This is a genomic window from Hyalangium sp., from assembly GCF_045802625.1.
Taxonomy (GTDB): domain Bacteria; phylum Myxococcota; class Myxococcia; order Myxococcales; family Myxococcaceae; genus Hyalangium.
The window spans coordinates 156,915-173,838 of the sequence record NZ_JBJMQP010000007.1; the positions used below are offsets into that span (position 1 = coordinate 156,915).

Annotated in this window: 13 protein-coding genes; 8 read left to right on the forward strand and 5 right to left on the reverse strand. The window is 70.7% G+C overall.

The window, feature by feature from the left end:
* Nucleotides 1–87 precede the first annotated feature (87 nt).
* On the forward strand, nucleotides 88–282 hold the full coding sequence (locus ACJ8AT_RS01420) for a hypothetical protein (protein WP_407735699.1): 195 nt from the start codon (nucleotides 88–90) through the stop codon (nucleotides 280–282).
* Nucleotides 283–288: 6 nt separating this feature from the next.
* Here ACJ8AT_RS01420 and ACJ8AT_RS01425 read toward each other — a convergent pair whose 3' ends face one another.
* Nucleotides 289–1,509, reverse strand: a complete 1,221-nt coding sequence (locus ACJ8AT_RS01425; protein WP_407735700.1) for a JmjC domain-containing protein — start codon at nucleotides 1,507–1,509, stop codon at nucleotides 289–291.
* Nucleotides 1,510–1,541: 32 nt separating this feature from the next.
* Nucleotides 1,542–2,774, reverse strand: a complete 1,233-nt coding sequence (locus tag ACJ8AT_RS01430) for a hypothetical protein (RefSeq protein WP_407735701.1) — start codon at nucleotides 2,772–2,774, stop codon at nucleotides 1,542–1,544.
* 192 nt (nucleotides 2,775–2,966) lie between these two features.
* Between ACJ8AT_RS01430 and ACJ8AT_RS01435 the strand changes: the two genes are divergently transcribed.
* The 7 genes from ACJ8AT_RS01435 (at nucleotide 2,967) to ACJ8AT_RS01465 (ending at nucleotide 13,407) form a co-directional block, all read left to right on the forward strand.
* On the forward strand, nucleotides 2,967–3,101 hold the full coding sequence (locus ACJ8AT_RS01435; protein WP_407735702.1) for a hypothetical protein: 135 nt from the start codon (nucleotides 2,967–2,969) through the stop codon (nucleotides 3,099–3,101).
* Nucleotides 3,102–3,248: 147 nt separating this feature from the next.
* Nucleotides 3,249–5,141 carry a YcaO-like family protein gene (locus ACJ8AT_RS01440; RefSeq protein ID WP_407735703.1) on the forward strand — a complete coding sequence of 631 codons (1,893 nt, stop codon included), beginning with the start codon at nucleotides 3,249–3,251 and terminating at the stop codon, nucleotides 5,139–5,141.
* Nucleotides 5,138–7,894, forward strand: coding sequence for an ATP-binding cassette domain-containing protein (locus ACJ8AT_RS01445; RefSeq protein ID WP_407735704.1), 2,757 nt, complete (start codon nucleotides 5,138–5,140; stop codon nucleotides 7,892–7,894). The genes ACJ8AT_RS01440 and ACJ8AT_RS01445 overlap by 4 nt, the downstream gene beginning before the upstream one ends.
* A complete protein-coding gene (locus ACJ8AT_RS01450; RefSeq protein WP_407735705.1) occupies nucleotides 7,891–10,002 on the forward strand; it encodes an ATP-binding cassette domain-containing protein in 2,112 nt (703 codons plus the stop codon). Before ACJ8AT_RS01445 ends, ACJ8AT_RS01450 begins: the two co-directional genes overlap by 4 nt.
* Nucleotides 9,999–11,078: an aminopeptidase gene (locus ACJ8AT_RS01455; RefSeq protein WP_407735706.1), complete on the forward strand. Its 1,080-nt coding sequence runs from the start codon at nucleotides 9,999–10,001 to the stop codon at nucleotides 11,076–11,078. Before ACJ8AT_RS01450 ends, ACJ8AT_RS01455 begins: the two co-directional genes overlap by 4 nt.
* Nucleotides 11,079–11,145: 67 nt before the next feature.
* Nucleotides 11,146–12,000 (forward strand): HlyD family secretion protein, encoded by an 855-nt coding sequence (locus ACJ8AT_RS01460; RefSeq protein WP_407735707.1) that lies wholly within the window; start codon nucleotides 11,146–11,148, stop codon nucleotides 11,998–12,000.
* A gap of 15 nt (nucleotides 12,001–12,015) precedes the next feature.
* Complete coding sequence (locus ACJ8AT_RS01465) at nucleotides 12,016–13,407, forward strand: JmjC domain-containing protein (protein ID WP_407735708.1); 1,392 nt, start codon at nucleotides 12,016–12,018, stop codon at nucleotides 13,405–13,407.
* Here ACJ8AT_RS01465 and menE read toward each other — a convergent pair.
* Genes menE through ACJ8AT_RS01480 form a run of 3 tightly spaced genes read right to left on the reverse strand, consistent with a single transcriptional unit; the run spans nucleotide 13,386 to nucleotide 16,919 of the window.
* Complete coding sequence (menE, locus tag ACJ8AT_RS01470; RefSeq protein WP_407735709.1) at nucleotides 13,386–14,828, reverse strand: o-succinylbenzoate--CoA ligase; 1,443 nt, start codon at nucleotides 14,826–14,828, stop codon at nucleotides 13,386–13,388. The two genes, ACJ8AT_RS01465 and menE, sit on opposite strands and share 22 nt — an antisense overlap.
* Nucleotides 14,825–15,964, reverse strand: a complete 1,140-nt coding sequence (gene menC / locus ACJ8AT_RS01475; RefSeq protein WP_407735710.1) for an o-succinylbenzoate synthase — start codon at nucleotides 15,962–15,964, stop codon at nucleotides 14,825–14,827. Before menC ends, menE begins: the two co-directional genes overlap by 4 nt.
* 7 nt (nucleotides 15,965–15,971) lie before the next feature.
* Nucleotides 15,972–16,919, reverse strand: a complete 948-nt coding sequence (locus ACJ8AT_RS01480) for a 1,4-dihydroxy-2-naphthoate polyprenyltransferase (RefSeq protein ID WP_407735711.1) — start codon at nucleotides 16,917–16,919, stop codon at nucleotides 15,972–15,974.
* Between the last annotated feature and the right edge of the window lie 5 nt (nucleotides 16,920–16,924).

The following is a 16,924-nucleotide window of genomic DNA, read 5'->3' on the forward strand; positions in this document are numbered from 1 at the left end:
TGGCGGCTCAACGCGCGGCGTCGTGATTTCCGGAGATCCGGAGTTCATCATGGCGCGCCTCAAAGGTTCCCAAACGGGGGTGCGTCCATGGAATGGCTCGAGTTCAACCGGTGGTCCCAGGAAGTGCACAAGCGGCTGGCGCTCCAGGCCGCCCGCCTGAATGAGGTCTCCCAGCGCCTGCCCAAGCAGCAGGTCACCGCGACGCAGGCCTATCACCTGCAGTCCATGCTGCGGCGGCACTCGGCCACCAACCCCTGGGGGCACCCGAGCGCGGAGAGCTGACGGCGCTCAGCCTCGAGCCCTGGAGGCCGGCCCGTCACTCAGCTCCAGGACGTGGGTCTCCACCAGGATGTCCAACGCCTCGCGGAGATCCTGCGGGGGAAGGACTCGGGCCGCGGAGAGCGCCTCCCCCTCGACGAACGGCTGGCGGCGCGCGAGCACCCAGCGAACCAGCGGGAGCAGCTCCGGCACGACGGAGACCTCCGAGCGCTCGCCCTTGTGCTGGACGGACAACAGCCACTCGCGCTCTGCCCCCTTGCCGCGCTGCTTGAGCTGAATCCGGGCCGTGGCCTTGCGCTGGTAGCTGCGCTGAGCGGCCTCCCCTCCCAGGAGCTCCTCCACCTGAAGCGAGCCCAGCACCTCCGGCAGCTCGCGCAGGAGCCCTGCCAAGTGCTGCGAGGCCTGCTTGCGCTGGCTGCGCGGGCCCAGCATCCCGGCGGCCGGTTCACGCCAGGCCTCCTGGGCCATGAGCCGCGTGCGCAGGTGGCGCAGCACCAGGTCCGCCCAGGAGTGGGGCCAGATCCCGAAGACGATGTGGAACGACTCTTCCCCGGACTCGGTGGCGTGCCAGGCTCCCGGCGGGAAGAACAGGACGGAGCCCGGGCGCAGTTCCACGGTCTGCACGTTCTCCGGCATCTCCTTGGGAAGGTCCTGCTTCAAGGCCGCGCGCAGCGTCTCGGGCACGGTCTTGTCGATGACGCCGTAGCCCGCGGGGGGCCAGCTCACGTGCTCGTTGAGCGCCAGCCGCCAGCGCTTGCTGCCCCGCAGCTGGACGGCGAAGTTCAGCTCCGGATCGAAGTGAGGGAGCGCTCCCGCGCTGCGCCGCGAGGCGAAGCCGCTGCAGAACGTCTTGCCCGGCGGGAAGCCGAGATCCTCCTCCAGGCGTCGCGCCATGGCGCGGATCTGCGGCACGTAGGTATCCAGCTTCTGGAAGAACAGGGTCGCCCCAACGCCGTACAGGTTCAGCGCATCCCGAGGGTCGAAGTAGGTCCCGTAGGAGGTGCGCCCCTGCTCGTCGCGCATGGAGTCCTTGGGGAACCAGACGGGGATCCGCTCCGGGTAGGCCCGCACCAGCGCCTCCAGGTTCTGAAGCTCCGGGATGCGCAGCAGCTCCGGGAAGCGATCCATGGCCCCATGGGAGACATGGATGCGATGGGGCCAGACCTCCGTCATGAACTGCTTGACGCTCAACGGCTTGATCAACCTGGCCAGACTGATGGTGTCGTCCATGAACCCGCTCTCGTGCCGGACGTGAGGATGCTCTAGTCCAGGATGCCGGTGAAGCTCCGAAGTACGTACTCCAGGATGAGGTGCGAGGAGGAGTGCGTCGCCGGCAGTTGCCCCGGCCGGAAGTGGGGGATCTCGACGCCTCGGTAGACCGCGGCGTCTCCCAGCCTCAGGTCCGCCAGTCCCTCCTGGCCGCTCACCGTGATGAACCCCAGGGGCCAGCCCGTGGGCCCCGCCGGCTCGGGCAGGTAGTCCACTTGGAGCGAGATGCTGTAGCGCGACTGTTCGCGATCAATGTGGCGTTTGAGCCTTGCCCCGCTCTGGTAATACGAGAGGAACGAGTAGGAGGGCTTGACCGGCTCGCCGACGACGGCATCCATCAGATGCCTCAGCCGCGCGTGCAGCATGCGGCTGACGGGCTCGTTGTGCGCGATGTACCGGTTCTCCGTGGGATCATCTCCGTACTGGATGAGGCCGGCGGCCAGCAGGTCGCGGAAGTAGATGCGCAGCGCCGCGATCTCGAAGGGGTGAAGCAAGTCGCGGCAGACGGAGAACCCCTCGCCGTGGAAACCGGCCTTCAGCGTACGGAAGAGCGCCTGGCGCGAGTGCTCGGCCTGAGCCTGGGTGGCGGGATCGATCAGCGCGCCCGTGGCGCGGAGCAGGGCTCGAAGCCGGGGCTCCAGCTCGGGCGGAGGCTGGCCCGGCCGGAGGGCCGCGAGCGCCTCGGCATCCCGAGGCTCCACCCAGAACGGCGTCTGGACTCCCGTGGGGGCGTACTCCACCCAGAATGCCGGCCCCTCCGCGAAGCACCGCAGGCGCCCTTCCTGCTCGAAGTCCCGAGGCCAGGCGATGTCGGGACGGAGCTGGAACTCTCGCTGGAAGAGGAACGAGGGCGCGACGATCAGCCCCTCGACGTCCGCGCGCTCCGGCCGGGACTCGCGAACGCGGAGAGGGAGTAGCTCGGCGGCAGGCTCGGCCGCCACCCGGTAGCGAGGCCACTCGCTGAGCTCCTCCGGCTTCACCAACAGCCCGATCCGGTGGAGCGCCTCCACCACCTCCGGGCCCGCATCCAGCTCCAGCTCGCCGCCGGCCTTCACCAGCGCGCTCAACACCTCGAACAGCAGGGGCTCCTTCGCGGCGGTGATCTCATGGACCCGCAGGCCATACCCCTTCACGGGCGCCTGGACAGTGATCCGGGCCGCCCCCTCCTCTCCCGGAGGCGCCACGATGTCCATGTACGGATTGAGAACCAGCTCGTCGAGTTCCAAGGAGACCCCCTGCACGCGGCAGCGCCGCGGGTGCGGCATGAAGTCCGCATTTCCAGGCCCACATGAAAAATCAGCACAGGCTGCGAAATCAATATTGACAGTAAAACCGGTTTTACGTTACTTATTGGTCATCCTGGGTTGCCCAGGAACCAGCTCCAGCCCGGAGACTGGCTGCACATGCGAGGTCGCGCCATGGAGAAGAAGGTCGAGATCCAGAAGGCAGAGAAGCAGGAGCAGGCGAAGCTCGAGGTCAAGGAGGTCAAGGTTCGCAAGCTCCAGCTCAAGACCCACATCAAGGCCGCTCAGTCCAAGCCCTACGCTGGCTGATAAGCCTGGGCCGGCGCCAAGGCCGGCTCGACTTCGAGCGAACCAGGGAGAGTGCCGTACCTCCCTGGCTCGCATCACCGTTGCTTTCGAAAGCTGATAAGCCTCGCGTGCCGCTCCATGCTCGGACGGCCGGTGAGGAAACGCGGCATGAGTCAGTGGACAGTGGCGCGCTCGGTGGTGCAGCGCCCGTCTCCCAGCGGGGATGGCTTCCTGCTCCTCGGCGCCCGGTTCGAGCTGCTCCACACCGCAGAGCCCCTCGAGGCATGGCAGCGCCTGTCCGCGGAGGACGTGGCGACCCTGGTGAAGAGCGGGTTTCTGGTTCCCCCCTCCCCGGCTCTCATCGCGTCGGCGCCCTCTGCCTCTCCGCTCCCTGCCACGGCTGGCCCCCTGATCCTGCTGGTGAGCGCGGAGCCTTCACGTCCGGAGCCCCTGGCGCTGGCGCTGGCCTTCCGCGAGCTGGGCAGTGAAGTCCAGCTGATCACCTCGCCTCGACAGCTCCCTGCCCTCCCCGTCCGGCCGCTCGTCCTGCTGATGGAAGATCTCGAGCCCGGCTCCCCCATGGAGGCGTCCGCCCCCTGGCTCGAGGCCGCACGGGTGGTGTGGTGTGGCGAATGCCTCGAGGGCACGCACGTGGGTCCGCTGTTGGAGACCCCAGCGGATGCGCGGGACTACACCGAGGCGACCCAGGGGTGGGCCTCGATGGGCGAGCTGCGCGGCATGGGGTTCGGCGCGCAATGGCCCTTGGGGTTGATGTCGCACGTGGCGCGAGCTCCCCAAGCGGTGGCCCGGGCCGTCCTCCAGGTGGCGCAAGCCCCCCGAGGCTCGTGCTTCCTGCTCGAACAGGAGCGCCAGGTGCGGCTGTGGACCTCCTTGAGGGAGCAACCCCTCGCGCCTGACAGCCTCTTTGCCTCCCAGCGCTGGTCCAAGGGGATCTTCAACGGCCTGACGGTGGAGCCCTTCGCCGACACGGCCGCGGGCTTCATCGCCTCGTGCCTGACGCCCTCGGGAGGCATCGGCTTCCTGGAGGGAAACTTCGGCAAGGGGCGCACGCGTGAGGACGCGGAGCGCATCGCCCGAGGAGAGGCCATCGAGCGGTTCGCGGCCTGGCAGGCCCACCACGTCCCGCCGCCCCCCGGCGGCGCTCCCCAGCGGACCTACGGGCTGCTCGACTTCCACCCGGATCAGGCGGGCTGCCTGCGCTGCCGGGAGCAGGGGCTACCCCGGGTGCCCATGCGCCCCGTCTGGGATGAAGTCCACCGGGTCTGGGCGGAGGTTCCAGAGTGCCTCGTCCCCTTCCCGTACCGCGCTCCCTCGCCCGCGCTTCAGTTCGGCGCGAGCGACACGTGCGGGCTGGCGGCGTTTCCCTCCCGCGAGGGCGCCGTGCTCCGGGGCACATTGGAGACCCTGGAGCGGCATAACTTCTACCCGTCCTTCCTTCATCAGCGCCCCGGGGTGCTGCTGACGCCCGAGATGCTGCCGGAGGGCTGCTGGGCGCGGGAGCTGTACGCCCACCTCGCGGGCCTGGGCCTGAGGTGCTGGTGGCTCCACTACCCAGATGCCTTCGCCGCCCCGGTGCTCCATGCCTTCGTGCTGGATCCTCAGGGGGGGCACCTGAGCCGTGGGAGCGGCTCGGGGCCGCGCCTGGCCATCGCGGCGGAGAAGGCGCTGCTGGAGGCGCTCCTCACGCGCGTGCAGCACCAGTTCGTCGCGGAGAACGGCGCCAGCGCGGATGACGACGCCTACGCCGATTGGCAGCGCGAGGAAGTGGTTCAGCCCCTGGTTCGCTACCTCGAGGCCCAGCCGCTGGCCTCCACCCCGCCGCGGGAGTTCGACTCGGAGCAAGCCCTGCTGGCCCACCTGTTGTCCGTGCTGGCCGACCAGCGGCTGCCGCTGCTCGTCGCGGAGCTGCCCTGCCCTGTGCTGGAGTGGAGCGCCGTCCGGGTCCTCATCCCCGGACTGACGACCCACCAGCGGGCCTCCGACAGCGCCGGCGGCAGCCGCCTGTGGGGAGCCACGTTCCGCCACGGAGTCCCCACGTGAGCGACGAGGAAAAGCGCGACATGGGCCGCCGGCGCCAGCGCCGCAAGCTCCTCATCCCGGAAGTCATCCAGACCTCCACCACGGACTGCGGCCCGGCGTCCCTGAAGAGCATCCTGGGCGGTTTCGGGCTCGACGTGGGGTACGAGGCCCTGCGCGAGCTCTGCCAGACCGATCTGGATGGGACTTCCATCGACTCGCTGGAGGAGATCCTCCACCGGCTTGGCCTGGGCGCGGAGCAGGCCATCGTCCCGGTGGAGCACCTGCTGCTGGACGAGGCCCAGCTCCTGCCGGCCATCGTGGTGGTGAAGAGCCCCATCGGCGAGGCGCACTTCGTCACTGTCTGGCGCCGGCACGGGCCGCTGCTGCAGATCATGGATCCCAACAGCGGGCGAGCCTGGCCCTCCCGCGAGCAGTTCCTCAAGGATCTCTACCTCCATGAGATGCCCGTGGACGCGGAGGCCTGGCGTGAATGGGCCGGAGACGTGGAGTTCCGGGCCCCGCTGGAGCGGCGCCTACGGGCGCTGCGGCTACCACGGAGGGAGTGTCAGCGGCTGCTCGCGGATGCGCTGGGCCGCTCGGAGTGGCGGCCGCTGGCGGCGCTGGATGCGGCGGTGCGAGTGGTCGAGACGCTCGCTGGCGCGGAGAGCCTGCGCCGTGGAAGCGAATCGCTCCGGGCGGTGGAGCGGCTCTACACGCAGGCGCTCCAGCCCTCCGGGGAGGCCCTCATCCCCAGCCGGTTCTGGTCGGCCGTGCCCGCCGAGCCCTCCGAGGATGGCTCGCCGCGGGTCGCCCTGCGCGGAGCGGTGGTGCTGCGCATCCAGGGGCCCGCTCCCGAGCGCCACGCCGACGCGGCGCACGAGCCGGACTCCCCGCCTCGCGAGGCCTCCCCCGAGATCGAGCGCGCCCTGACGGAGCGGCCCGTCGCGCTGGGCCGGGCCCTGCTCGGGTTCCTGAAGGAGGATGGTCCCTGGCGGCCGGTGCTGCTGCTCGGGGCGTTGCTCCTCATCTCGGCCGGCGTGACGCTCGAGACCCTCCTGCTGCGCGGGCTGCTCGAGGTCCTGGAGCAGATACGCCTGGGCACCCAGCGGCTGGGCTCTCTGGTGGCGCTGGCGACCTTCTGCGCTTCACTCCTGGCGCTGGAGGCGCCCGTCGTGGCGGGAGTGCTCTGGCTGGGCCGCCGCCTGGAGACGCGCTTCCGGGTGGCCTTCCTTCACAAGTTGCCCCGGCTGACGGATCGCTACCTGCAGAGCCGGTTGACCTCGGATCTGGCCCACCGCAGCCACCTCGTTCATCGGCTCCGCCTCCTTCCGGATCTGGGGCGGCGGGTGCTGCAATCGTGCTTCGAGCTGGGCTTCACGGTGCTGGCCATCGCATGGCTGAGCCCAGCCCTCTGGCCCTGGGCGGCACTGGCGGCGGTGTGCGCCGTGGTGCTGCCCGCGGTGTTCCAGCCGGTGATGCGGGAGCGGGACCTGCGCGTGCAGACACTGGCTAGCAACCTCAGCCGCTTCTTCCTGGATGGACTGCAGGGCCTGGTGGCCACCCGGGCTCACGGCGCGGAGCGAAGCCTTCGGCACGAACAGCGGCTGCTGATGCGCGACTGGGTCCGCGCCCAGTACGCCCTGCAGGGCACGATCATGGCCACCGAGGGGCTCCAGTCCTTCATCGGCTACGGCTTCGCGGCGCTGCTCGTCCTGTGGCACCTGCAACAAGGGCCGCAGGCTATCGGCGGGGCGCTGCTCCTGGCCTACCTGGCGCTCAACCTGCCCAGGCTCGGACAGGGACTGGCCCAGGTGCTCCGCGAGACGCCCCGCAACCGGAGCCTCGCGCTGCGGCTGCTCGAGCCGCTCGACGCACCGCAGTGGACCTCCAGCGACGTGCCGGCTGTCCCGGCCCCTGGGCAGGACTCGCCGCCCGGTGGAGTGTCCCTCTCGCTCGAGGACGTGAGCGTCCGCGCGGGCAACCACCCGCTGCTCCAGCACCTCTCCTTGTCGATCTCCGCGGGGAGCCATGTGGCGATCGTCGGCGCTTCGGGAGCAGGCAAGTCCAGCCTCGTGGGGCTGCTGCTGGGGTGGCACCCCGCGGTGGAGGGCGTGGTGCGGATCGCGGGAGAACCGCTGAGCCCGGAGCGGCTCACCTGGCTGAGGAGCGTCACCGCGTGGGTGGATCCCAGCGTCCAGCTCTGGAACCGCTCCCTGCTGGACAACCTCACCTTTGGCCGAGCCCCGGAGCAGCCCATCCCACTGGCCACGGCCGTGGAAGGCGCGGACCTGAAGGGCGTGCTGGAGCGCATGCCGGAGGGGCTCCAGACCGAGCTTGGCGAGGGGGGCGGCCTGGTCTCTGGAGGCGAGGGGCAGCGGGTGCGGCTCGGCCGGGCCGTCATGCGCGAGCAGGTGCGGCTGGTCCTGCTGGACGAGGCCTTCCGGGGCCTGGATCGCACCACTCGGCATCGCCTGCTGGCCTCCGCGCGCCAGCGGTGGGCTCAGGCCACCCTGTTGTGCGTGACCCACGACGTGCACGAGGCCCTCACATTTGATCGGGTGATCGTCCTGGAAGAAGGGCGCGTCATCGAGGACGGCATCCCCTCGGAGCTGGTGAAGTCGGAGCAGACGCGCTTCGGTCAGCTGTTGAAGGTGGAGGCCACGATGGACACGGTCTGGTCCAGCTCCACCTGGACTCGCATCCACGTCGAAGGCGGGCAGCTGAGGGTAGAAGATGGGCCGCCCGCCGCTCCTCGCCAGCGGGAGGCGTCATGACAGACGCACTGCTCGAGTCCGCCTGGCCGGCGGCGCGGCTGGGAGACGCCCTGGTGCTGCTGGCACGACGCTTGGGGCTGGAGCCCGGGGGTGAGGGCTCACCAGAGCTCACTCCGCCGCCATCCCGGGAGGACGGCCTCGATGCCTGGATGGAGCAGGTGGCCGCGTCCCTGGGACTCGACCTGGATCACGTCGAGGCTCGCCATGACGGACTGGAGCGCGCGCTGGGGGAAGCAGCCCCAGCGCTGTTGCGAATGGGCTCCGCGGAGGGGGAACGCTTCCACCTGCTCCTGGGTTGCCGAGGGCGCACCGCCTCTCTTCTGGGACAGGACGGCACCGTCCACCGGGTTTCCCTGGAGCGGCTCGCCGTGGAGCTCCGCGGTCCCTCGGAAGCACAGCCTGGCCTGGAGGCCCTGCTGGAGACAGCCGCCGTCACCGCTCCCCTGCGCGAGCGGGCCCGGGCCGCGCTGCTGGGGGCGAGCCTTGGCGCGCGAGAGGTGGCGGGGCTCTGGTCGCTGCGCCTGGCCCCGGAGACCCGCTTCCGGCAGCAGTTGCAGAACGCGGGCGCGGGGCGCTGGCTGCTGGCCTTCGTCCTGGCTCAGCTCGCGCATGAGGGCCTCTTCGTCCTCTCGTGGTGGGTGCTCGGCGGCGGCGCGTTCGCCGGACACCTGGAGCGCGGCTGGGTCCTCGGCTGGGCGCTGCTGCTGCTCACCAGCATCCCCTTCCGCCTGCTGGCCCTGTGGGCTCAAGCCCGCCTGTCGGTCGAGGCGGGGCGCCTGCTCAGGCAACGGCTGCTCGCGGGAGCGCTGAGGCTCGATCCAGACGAGATCCGGCACCAAGGCATCGGGCAACTCCTCGGCCGGGTCATGGAGTCGGAGTCCCTGGAGACGCTCTCGCTGGCAGGGGGCTTCGTGGGCGTGCTCGCCCTGGTCGAGCTGGGCATGGCCGTGGCGGTGCTGCGGGCGGGCGCTGGCGGCGGGTGGCATGCCCTGCTGCTGGTGGGGTGGATCGCGGCCACCTGTGGCCTGATCGGGGTGAGCCTGCGCCAGCGCGAGCGGTGGACCGATGCCCGCATGGAGTTGACCCATGATCTCGTCGAGCAGATGGTGGGCCAGCGGACCCGGGTGGCCCAGCAAGCGCCCGCGCGCTGGCACTCGCACGAGGACGCCGCGCTGGAGCGCCACCTGGGCGTGGCCCGGCGCATGGACGCCGTCGAGACGGTGCTGCGCGCGGTGGGGCCTCGGGGCTGGCTGGTCGTGGCGCTGCTGGGGCTGGCTCCCGGCTTCGTCTGGGGCGAGGTGGACCTGAGCGCACTCGCGATCAGCCTCGGCGGCATCCTTCTTGGCCTGCGCGGGCTGACGAACCTGACGGACTCCCTCTCGGCGCTGCTCGGGGCGGGGCTGGCCTGGAAGCAGGTCTCGCAGATCTTCCACTCCGCCGCCCGCCCGCTCGCGCACGGAAAGCCGCTCACCATCGCCCCTGCCCCAGGAGCCGCCCCGGCCGTGCTGGAGGCGCACAACCTGACCTACCAACACCGGGGCCGGAGCGCGGCGATCCTCCAGGGGTGCAACCTCCAGGTCCACGCCCAGGAGCGCGTGCTGCTCCAGGGCGCCTCCGGCAGCGGCAAGTCCACGCTCGCCTCGGTGCTGGCGGGCCTGCGCCAGCCCGCCTCGGGAGTCGTGCTCCTGGGAGGGCTGGATCGCCAGACGGTGGGAGGGCTGAAGTGGCGCCGCAACGTGGTGCTGGTGCCGCAGTTCCACGAGAACCACCTCTTCACGGGCACCCTCGCCTTCAACCTGCTGATGGGGCACCGCTGGCCCCCGCGGGATGAAGACTACGAGGCGGCGCGAGATCTCTGCCGCCAGCTGGGACTGGGGCGCTTGCTGGAGGCCATGCCGGCAGGGATCCTCCAGATCGTGGGAGAGTCCGGCTGGCAGCTCTCACATGGCGAGCGAAGCCGCGTCTTCATGGCCCGCGCCCTGCTCCAGGGAGCGCAGCTGCTGGTCCTGGACGAGAGCCTCGGCGCGCTGGATCCGCTGAGCCTCCAGCAGTGCCTGGACACCGTCTTGAAACGCGCTCCCACGCTCCTGGTGATTGCCCACCCATGATGAACGAGCGCTGGACAGACGTGGCCCGGCGGGCCGTCGAGGGGCTGGGGGTCCAACCCGGGGAGCTGATCTACGTCCGGGACGGAGCGGGCCGCTGGGAGGTCCTCCAGGAGATGGTCTTCGCGCTGGAGCGCCGTGGCGCCACGCCGCTCATCGAGCTCAGCACCTCCGAGCACCGGCGCCGCATGCTCCAGCAGGTGGAGCCGTCGCTGCTGGAGAGCTGGGATCGCCATCGCCAGGGGTGGATGGAGCGGATCGACCGGTGCCTGGCGCTCCATGGGGCAGACTTCGATCCCCAGGGCGTCCCGGAGCCCGCGCTGTCCGCGTGGGCCGGAGCGGTGGCCCGGCTCACGAGAACCGAGGAAGCGCGGCGGATCCCCTGGATGGTGGTGGCCATCCCGAACGAGGCGCGAGCCCGAAGCCTGGGACTGCCCCTGGAGACACTCGAGGCCCGGGTGCTCCCGGCGATCCTGCTGGGAGAGGACAGGCTCCGCGGGGAGATCGACGCCTTCCTGCGGGCGGCGCGGCAGGCGCGAACCTTGACCCTCGTGACCCGGGGCGGAGCCTGCCGCCTCACCCTGGATCGCACGGGCCGCCCCTGGCTGGATGATGACGGCGTGATCCAGCCCATCGACCGGGAGCGGGGCGCGATTGTCTCCAACCTGCCCGCGGGCTCGATCTACACCACCGTGCTCGAGGAGCGGACGGAGGGCACCGTGTTCCTGCCGCGAGCGGGCCCGGCGGCCGAGGTGGTGCTGACCTTCGAGGGCGGCCGGATCACTCGGGCGGAGGCCTCCTCGGGAGGCGAGGAGTTCCTCGCCAGGCTCGACCGTCATCAAGGCGAGCCGCGGAGGGTGGGCCACCTGGGCATCGGGCTGAATCCGCTGATCCCACAGCCGCTGGGGTGGACCCTGGTGGACGAGCACGTGCACGGTGCCGTCTTCCTCGCGCTCGGGGAGAACCGCTACCTGGGTGGAGCGAACGCCTCCACCCTGAACGAGGACCATGCCCTGCAAGGGGCGACGCTGCTGGCCGACGGAGTGCCCCTGCTTGAGGGGCCTGGCCAAGGCGCCTAATATTCCAGGGCCGGAAGACGCCCTGGCCCCTGCCAGCCCCCGCCGGCTCGCGGCGAAGAGAGCCCCCTTGAGCCAGTTCCCTCGCGTGATGCAGTCCCTCCGCTCCGAGCGCTTCCGCCACCTGGCCCTCTGGATCATCCTGGGGCTGGCCGTGTGTGGCGCGTGGGCCGCGTGGTTGCTGCTCGCCCGGGTCTCCGTCTACGCCTCCAGCAGCACCGCCCGCCTGGAGACCCAGGCCGCGGCCTTCGCGATCCAGACGCCCCTGGACGGGCGGTTGGCGGCGATCCACGCCCAGATGGGGCAACAGCTCCAGCCGGGAGCTCCCCTCTTCGAGCTCGACAGCCACGCCGAGCAACTCCAGCTCGAGGAGCGGCAACAGCGGCTCACGACTCTCTCCCCGGGTGAGCAGCTCGCCAGCCAGGCGGAGATGGCTCGGTTGCGCTACGAGATCGAGCGCCGCACCCTGCGGGCCCCCAGCGCGGGCACGCTGGCGGACCTCTCCCCGCTGCAAGTGGGCGCCGTGGTTCGCGCCGGAGATCGCCTCGCGACGATCATTCCCCCAGGCGACCTCCGAATCGTGGCGGAGTTCACGCCGGCAGCGGCCCTGGGGCGGATCCAGGTCGGGCAGCGCGGCGAGCTGCGGCTGGATGCCTTCCCCTGGACACAATTCGGAACGCTGGCCGCCACGGTGTCACAGGTGGCCGGAGAGGTCCGCGATGGGCGAATCCGCGTGGAGCTGGCCATCACGCCCGGCTCCAGCTCGGCCATCCCGCTGCAGCACGGGCTGCCGGGCACGCTCGAGATCGAAGTCGAGCGCGTCTCTCCCGCCATGCTGGCCTTCCGGTCCGCCGGCCAGCGCCTCCAGGCCTTGAGCCACCCGGCCCCTGAGCAGACCGTCCCTGTTCCCCCCCACAATCTCTAGACCCGAGGAGGAGCCGTGCCCCCGCAGAGCGCTGTCCCGGATCCGAAGAGCGGTGCGCCCCTGTCCACCGAAGCGAGCACCGAGCTGTCACGGCTGCTCGCCCCCATGTCCCCGGAGACCTTCCTGCGCGAGCACTGGGGACGCAAGCCGCTCTTCCTCAAGGCGACGCCGGAGAAGCGCGCCTGGGTTCAGGGGTTGATGGATCGCGACTCGTTCCACCGCGCGCTGAAGCAGGGGCAGCAGCGGCGCTCGCAGCGGCAGAGCCAGTTCCACATCCGAGCGATGTTCCCCTCCCAGGGAGGAGGATGGATGAACGTCGTCGAGGTGGAGCCTCACCAGGCCAACGCCATGCTGGAGGCGGGGGCCAACGTCTGCGCGCATGACATCTCCGATGGGGATGAGCGGCTGGCGGCGCTCGCCTACGCCCTGAAGCAGCAGCTCCACTTCCCGGGAGAGATGCGCTTCAGCTGCTATGTCTCGCCGGATGGGCATGGCCTCAAGCCGCACTTCGACGCGCAGGCGGTGATGGCGCTCCAGCTCGAAGGCTCGAAGACCTGGTTCTTCTCGAAGGAGCCCGCCGTCCAGTCCCCCGCGGCCAACGGGCTGCTGTTGCCGGATGGAACGGTCGAGTGGTCCGAGGAGGCCGAGGGGGATGTCCCCTTCGAGGAGGTGCCCACGCCGGATCTCGGCTCCTTCGCGGAGGCGAAGCTCGAGCCGGGGGACGTCCTCTATGTCCCCGCGGGGACGTGGCACTCCACCCAGGCGGCGGGGAGCTCGATGGGGATCGTGCTGTACTTCAGCCCCCTGCCCCTCTCGAACCTCCTGGAGCAGGCCCTCTGGCTCATGGGCGAGAGCCATCCCGAGTGGCGCAGCGGTCCCCCCGCGGCGGTCCTGTCGGCCAGCACCCAGAATGGCCAGATGCCGCCCGAGGTCCGGGACTACTTCGCGCATCGGCTCGCCGAGCTGCGGGGCTGGCTGGAGAACCTCGATCCCGGTGGGCTCCCTCTTCAGCGTGTGTGGAAGCGCTTCATCGCCCAGGGCCCTCCGCCCCGCATGGCAAAGGCCGGCGCGGCTCCCCGCACCGTCGAACGCCAGGACATGTTGAGCATCGACGCCGGGCGCCCGCTCAGCTACGCCGCGGGCAAGAACACCCTGGGCGAGGAGAGCGTGCACCTCTTCTGCGGGGAGGAGGAGCTGACGCTCGGTGCCGGAGCCGGGCCCTTCATCCAGCACCTGGTCTCCCAGCACCAGTTCAAGGCCGAGGAGGCCCTGCGCTGGGGCACCGCGGGAGCGGCCTATGACTGGGAACAGGTGCAGTCGCTGCTCCAGCTCCTCGTGGATCAGGGCATCCTGCTTCTGAAGTCCTCCGAGCCCGGCCGCGAAGCTCAGGAGGCCACGAGGCGCTGACGGAGCACCGTGCGCTCCACCTTGCCCATCGCGTTTCGCGGCAGCGCTTCCATGGCCAGGAAGCGCGCCGGGAGCTTGAAGCCCGCCAGCGAGCGCCGGCACCACGTGTCGAGATCCTCTGGGAACGCGTGCCCGGAGCGGAGCACCACGAAGGCCACGGGCACCTCGCCCCAGCGCGCGTCCGCCACTCCCACCACCGCGACCTCCTGCACCGCGGGGTGTGAGGCGATCACCGTCTCGATCTCCATCGGGTAGAGGTTCTCTCCTCCCCGGAGGATCAGGTCCGTGCGGCGGGAGAGCACCGTCAGCCGCCCGCGCTCGTCCAACATCCCCATGTCCCGGGTGCGCAGCCAGCCGTCTCGCAGCGTCTCGCGCGTGGCCTCCGGGCGGTTCAGGTAGCCCGCCATCACCGTGGGGCCACGGACCTCGATGTCCCCTTCCCTCCCCGGTCCCAGCACCTGTCCCTCGGGCCCGGTGATGCGGACTTCCAGCCCGGGCAATGGCGGCCCCGCCGTGCGCCCGTCCGCCTCGGAGGGGCGCTCCGTCGTCACCTGGGAGCACGACTCCGTCAGCCCATAGGTCTGGAGCGCCAGCAGCCTCGCCGCCCGAGCCCGCTCCAGCAGTGGCGTCGGCACCGGGCCTCCGCCGATCAGCGCGAGCTTGAAAGACTCGGGCATAGGGCGATCCCGCCGCGCGTTGAGGACCCGCTCCAGCGTGGTGGCCACGAAGCTCGCGTGCGTCACGCCCTCCACGTCGATGGCCCGGTTCACGGCCTCCACGTCAAAGCGGTCGTGCAGGATGAGGCAGCCGCCCTCGTAGGCGCAGCGCGTGAGCATCGCCAGCCCGCCGACGTGGAAGAGCGGCAGCGTGCCCAACCAGCGCGGCGCCGGGAAGGCCCCGAGGTTCGCCGCCGAGCACCGCGCTGAAGCACGGAAGTTGCCCTCCGTGATCACCGCTCCCTTGGGCCGACCCGTGGTGCCCGAGGTGAAGAGCACGACGCGTGGCGCGGAGTCCTCCAGCGGCTCACAGGCCAGCGAGGGCTCCTTCACACCGTCAGCCCAGGTCTCCAGGCGTTCGGAGCCCGGCAGACGATCCATCAAGGAGCCCAAGGCCAACGTCACGCGTGGAGCGACGTCCTCCCTGAGCGGCGCCAGCTCCAAGGCGGTGAGCCGGGCATTCAATGGCGCGAGCAACGCCCCCAACCGGCCGAGCGCGAAGAAGAGGAACACGCAGCTCGCGTGGTTCGTCGAGAGCAGCGCGACCCGGTCCCCCGCTCCGATGCCACGGGCCTGGAGCGCGGCCACCCAGCGGCTGATCTCCCCATCCAGCGCACGGTAGGTCCAGCTTCGTCCAGCGAAGGTCAGGGCCTCCGCCTCGGGCCAGCGCGCGGTCCCTTCGCGGACGGGACACGTGTTCATCATCGAGAGAGCCCGAGCCCTGGCGCATCCGGCAGCACGATGCGGCCTTCGACTGGGCGATAGATGTCCTCCGCCGGATCATCCACCTTGAAGAGCTTTCCCACCCCGAGCCCCGAGGCGAGCTTCCCCGAGGGCAGCGCCGCCGCCAGGTGGGCCGCGCCCGCGCGAGAGACGACTCCATCGAGCGAGCTCGTCACATACGCTCCCAGTCCACGCTGAGCCGCCTGACGGGCGAACAGCAGCGCGGGCAGCAGCCCCCCGAGCACCATGGGCTTCAACACGAAGACCCTCGCGGCCGGCATCCTGTCCGCGGCGCCTCCCAGCAGCACGGGGATGGCCTCGGGTGACGCGAGCGCCTCATCCGCCGCCAGGGGGAACGGCGCGCGCCGCTGCAGCCGCCAGAGTCCACGCAGATCGTCCGGCGCGACGGGCTGCTCGCACAGCTCCAGCCCGTACAGGCCCAGCCGCTCCAGCGCTTGTATCGCCTCGCGCTCCTGCCAGCCTCCGTTCGCATCCAGCCGGAGGTTCACCTCGGGGCCCACGGCCTCGCGGACCGCCCGGACTCGCGCCTCATCCGCATCGAGCGGTCGGCCCGCCACCTTCAGCTTGAGCGTCCGATAGCCCTCGGCCACCGCCTGCCGGGCCTCTTCGGCCAGCTCTCGCGGATCCTCCGCCGTCAGGAGCGCATTGACCCAGACCTCCGAGCGCGCCGCCCGGTTGAGCAAGCGGCTCACCGGAATCTCCCGCCGCTGCGCCAGCAGATCCAACAGCGCCAGCTCCACCGCGTGATCCGCCGCGGGGGCCTCGGGGAGATCCTCCTCCACGCGCAGCCGGACGCCTCGCCACTGCGAAGGATCGCCCCGGGGAAACATGAAGGCCTCCTCGATGGCGTCCAGGCTGTCGCTCATCACCTGGTCCAACAAGGCCTTGAGGTGGCTGCGCAGCACGTGCTCGCACGTCTCGAGCGACTCGGTGCCGAACTCCGGCAGCGGCATCGCCTCGCCGAGCCCGGCCCGGCCCTCCTCGTCCACGAGCCTCACGAGGAAGCCCTCGCGCACCGTGTAGGTCGCCCGAGCGGTCTTCAACGGCCGGACGAGCTCCAGCCTGGAGGGTGTCAGCCGCGTCTCGGTAATGTGCATCCGGTCCTCACCTCAGGAACAGACCCAAGGCGAAGAGTAACCCGAAGACGAGCTGGAGGCGCGCCGTCCCGCCGAGCGCCGCGTTCAACGCCGCCCCCTGCGCCCGCAGCACGAGCTTCAGCGGAGCCACCGCCAACGGAGCGCTCAGCAGCGCCAGGAACACCCACGCGCTGGCCAGCCCCAAGCCGAAGAGGATGAACGGGGTGGCGAACGAGGCCACGAGCAGCACGACGTACTCCCCCTTGCCCGCGCCCGTGCCCAGCCGTACCACCAGAGTGCGCTTGTGGGCCTTCACATCCGTGTGCGCGTCCCGCAGGTTGTTGACGACGAGCAGCGCCGTGCCCAGCGAGCCCACTGGAATGGCGGCCCACCACGCCGCGGGGCTGACCGTGAGCGCCTGCACATAGTAGGTGCCCGTCACCGCCACGAGCCCGAAGAACACGAAGACGAAGATGTCTCCGAGCCCGTGGTAGGCCAGCGGCAGCGGACCGCCGGTATAGGCATAGCCGCACAGCACGGACGTCAGGCCGATGGCCACGATGGGCCATCCGCCCACCCACACCAGGTAGGTGCCCGAGAGGATGGCCAGCCCGAAGCACGCCATCGCTCCGGCCAGCACCGTGCCCGGGGAGATCAACCCGCTCTGGGTGACGCGCACGGGCCCGAGGCGCTCGGCGGTGTCGGCGCCCTTCTTGAAGTCGTAGTAGTCGTTGGTGAGGTTGGTGCCGATCTGGATGAGCAGCGCGCCAATCAACGCGGCGAGCGCCGGCAGCCAGCGGCCCGCGTGCTCGCCAAAGGCCAGCCCCGTGCCCACCGCCACGGGCATGAGCGAGGCCGTGAGCGTCTTGGGACGCACGGCCATCAGCCACGACTTGAGCGAGGGACGGGGACGGCCGTCGGCTCCCAGCACGGGAGCGTTCGGGTTCAGGGAGGTCGCAACAGCCTCGGGCTTCATAAGGG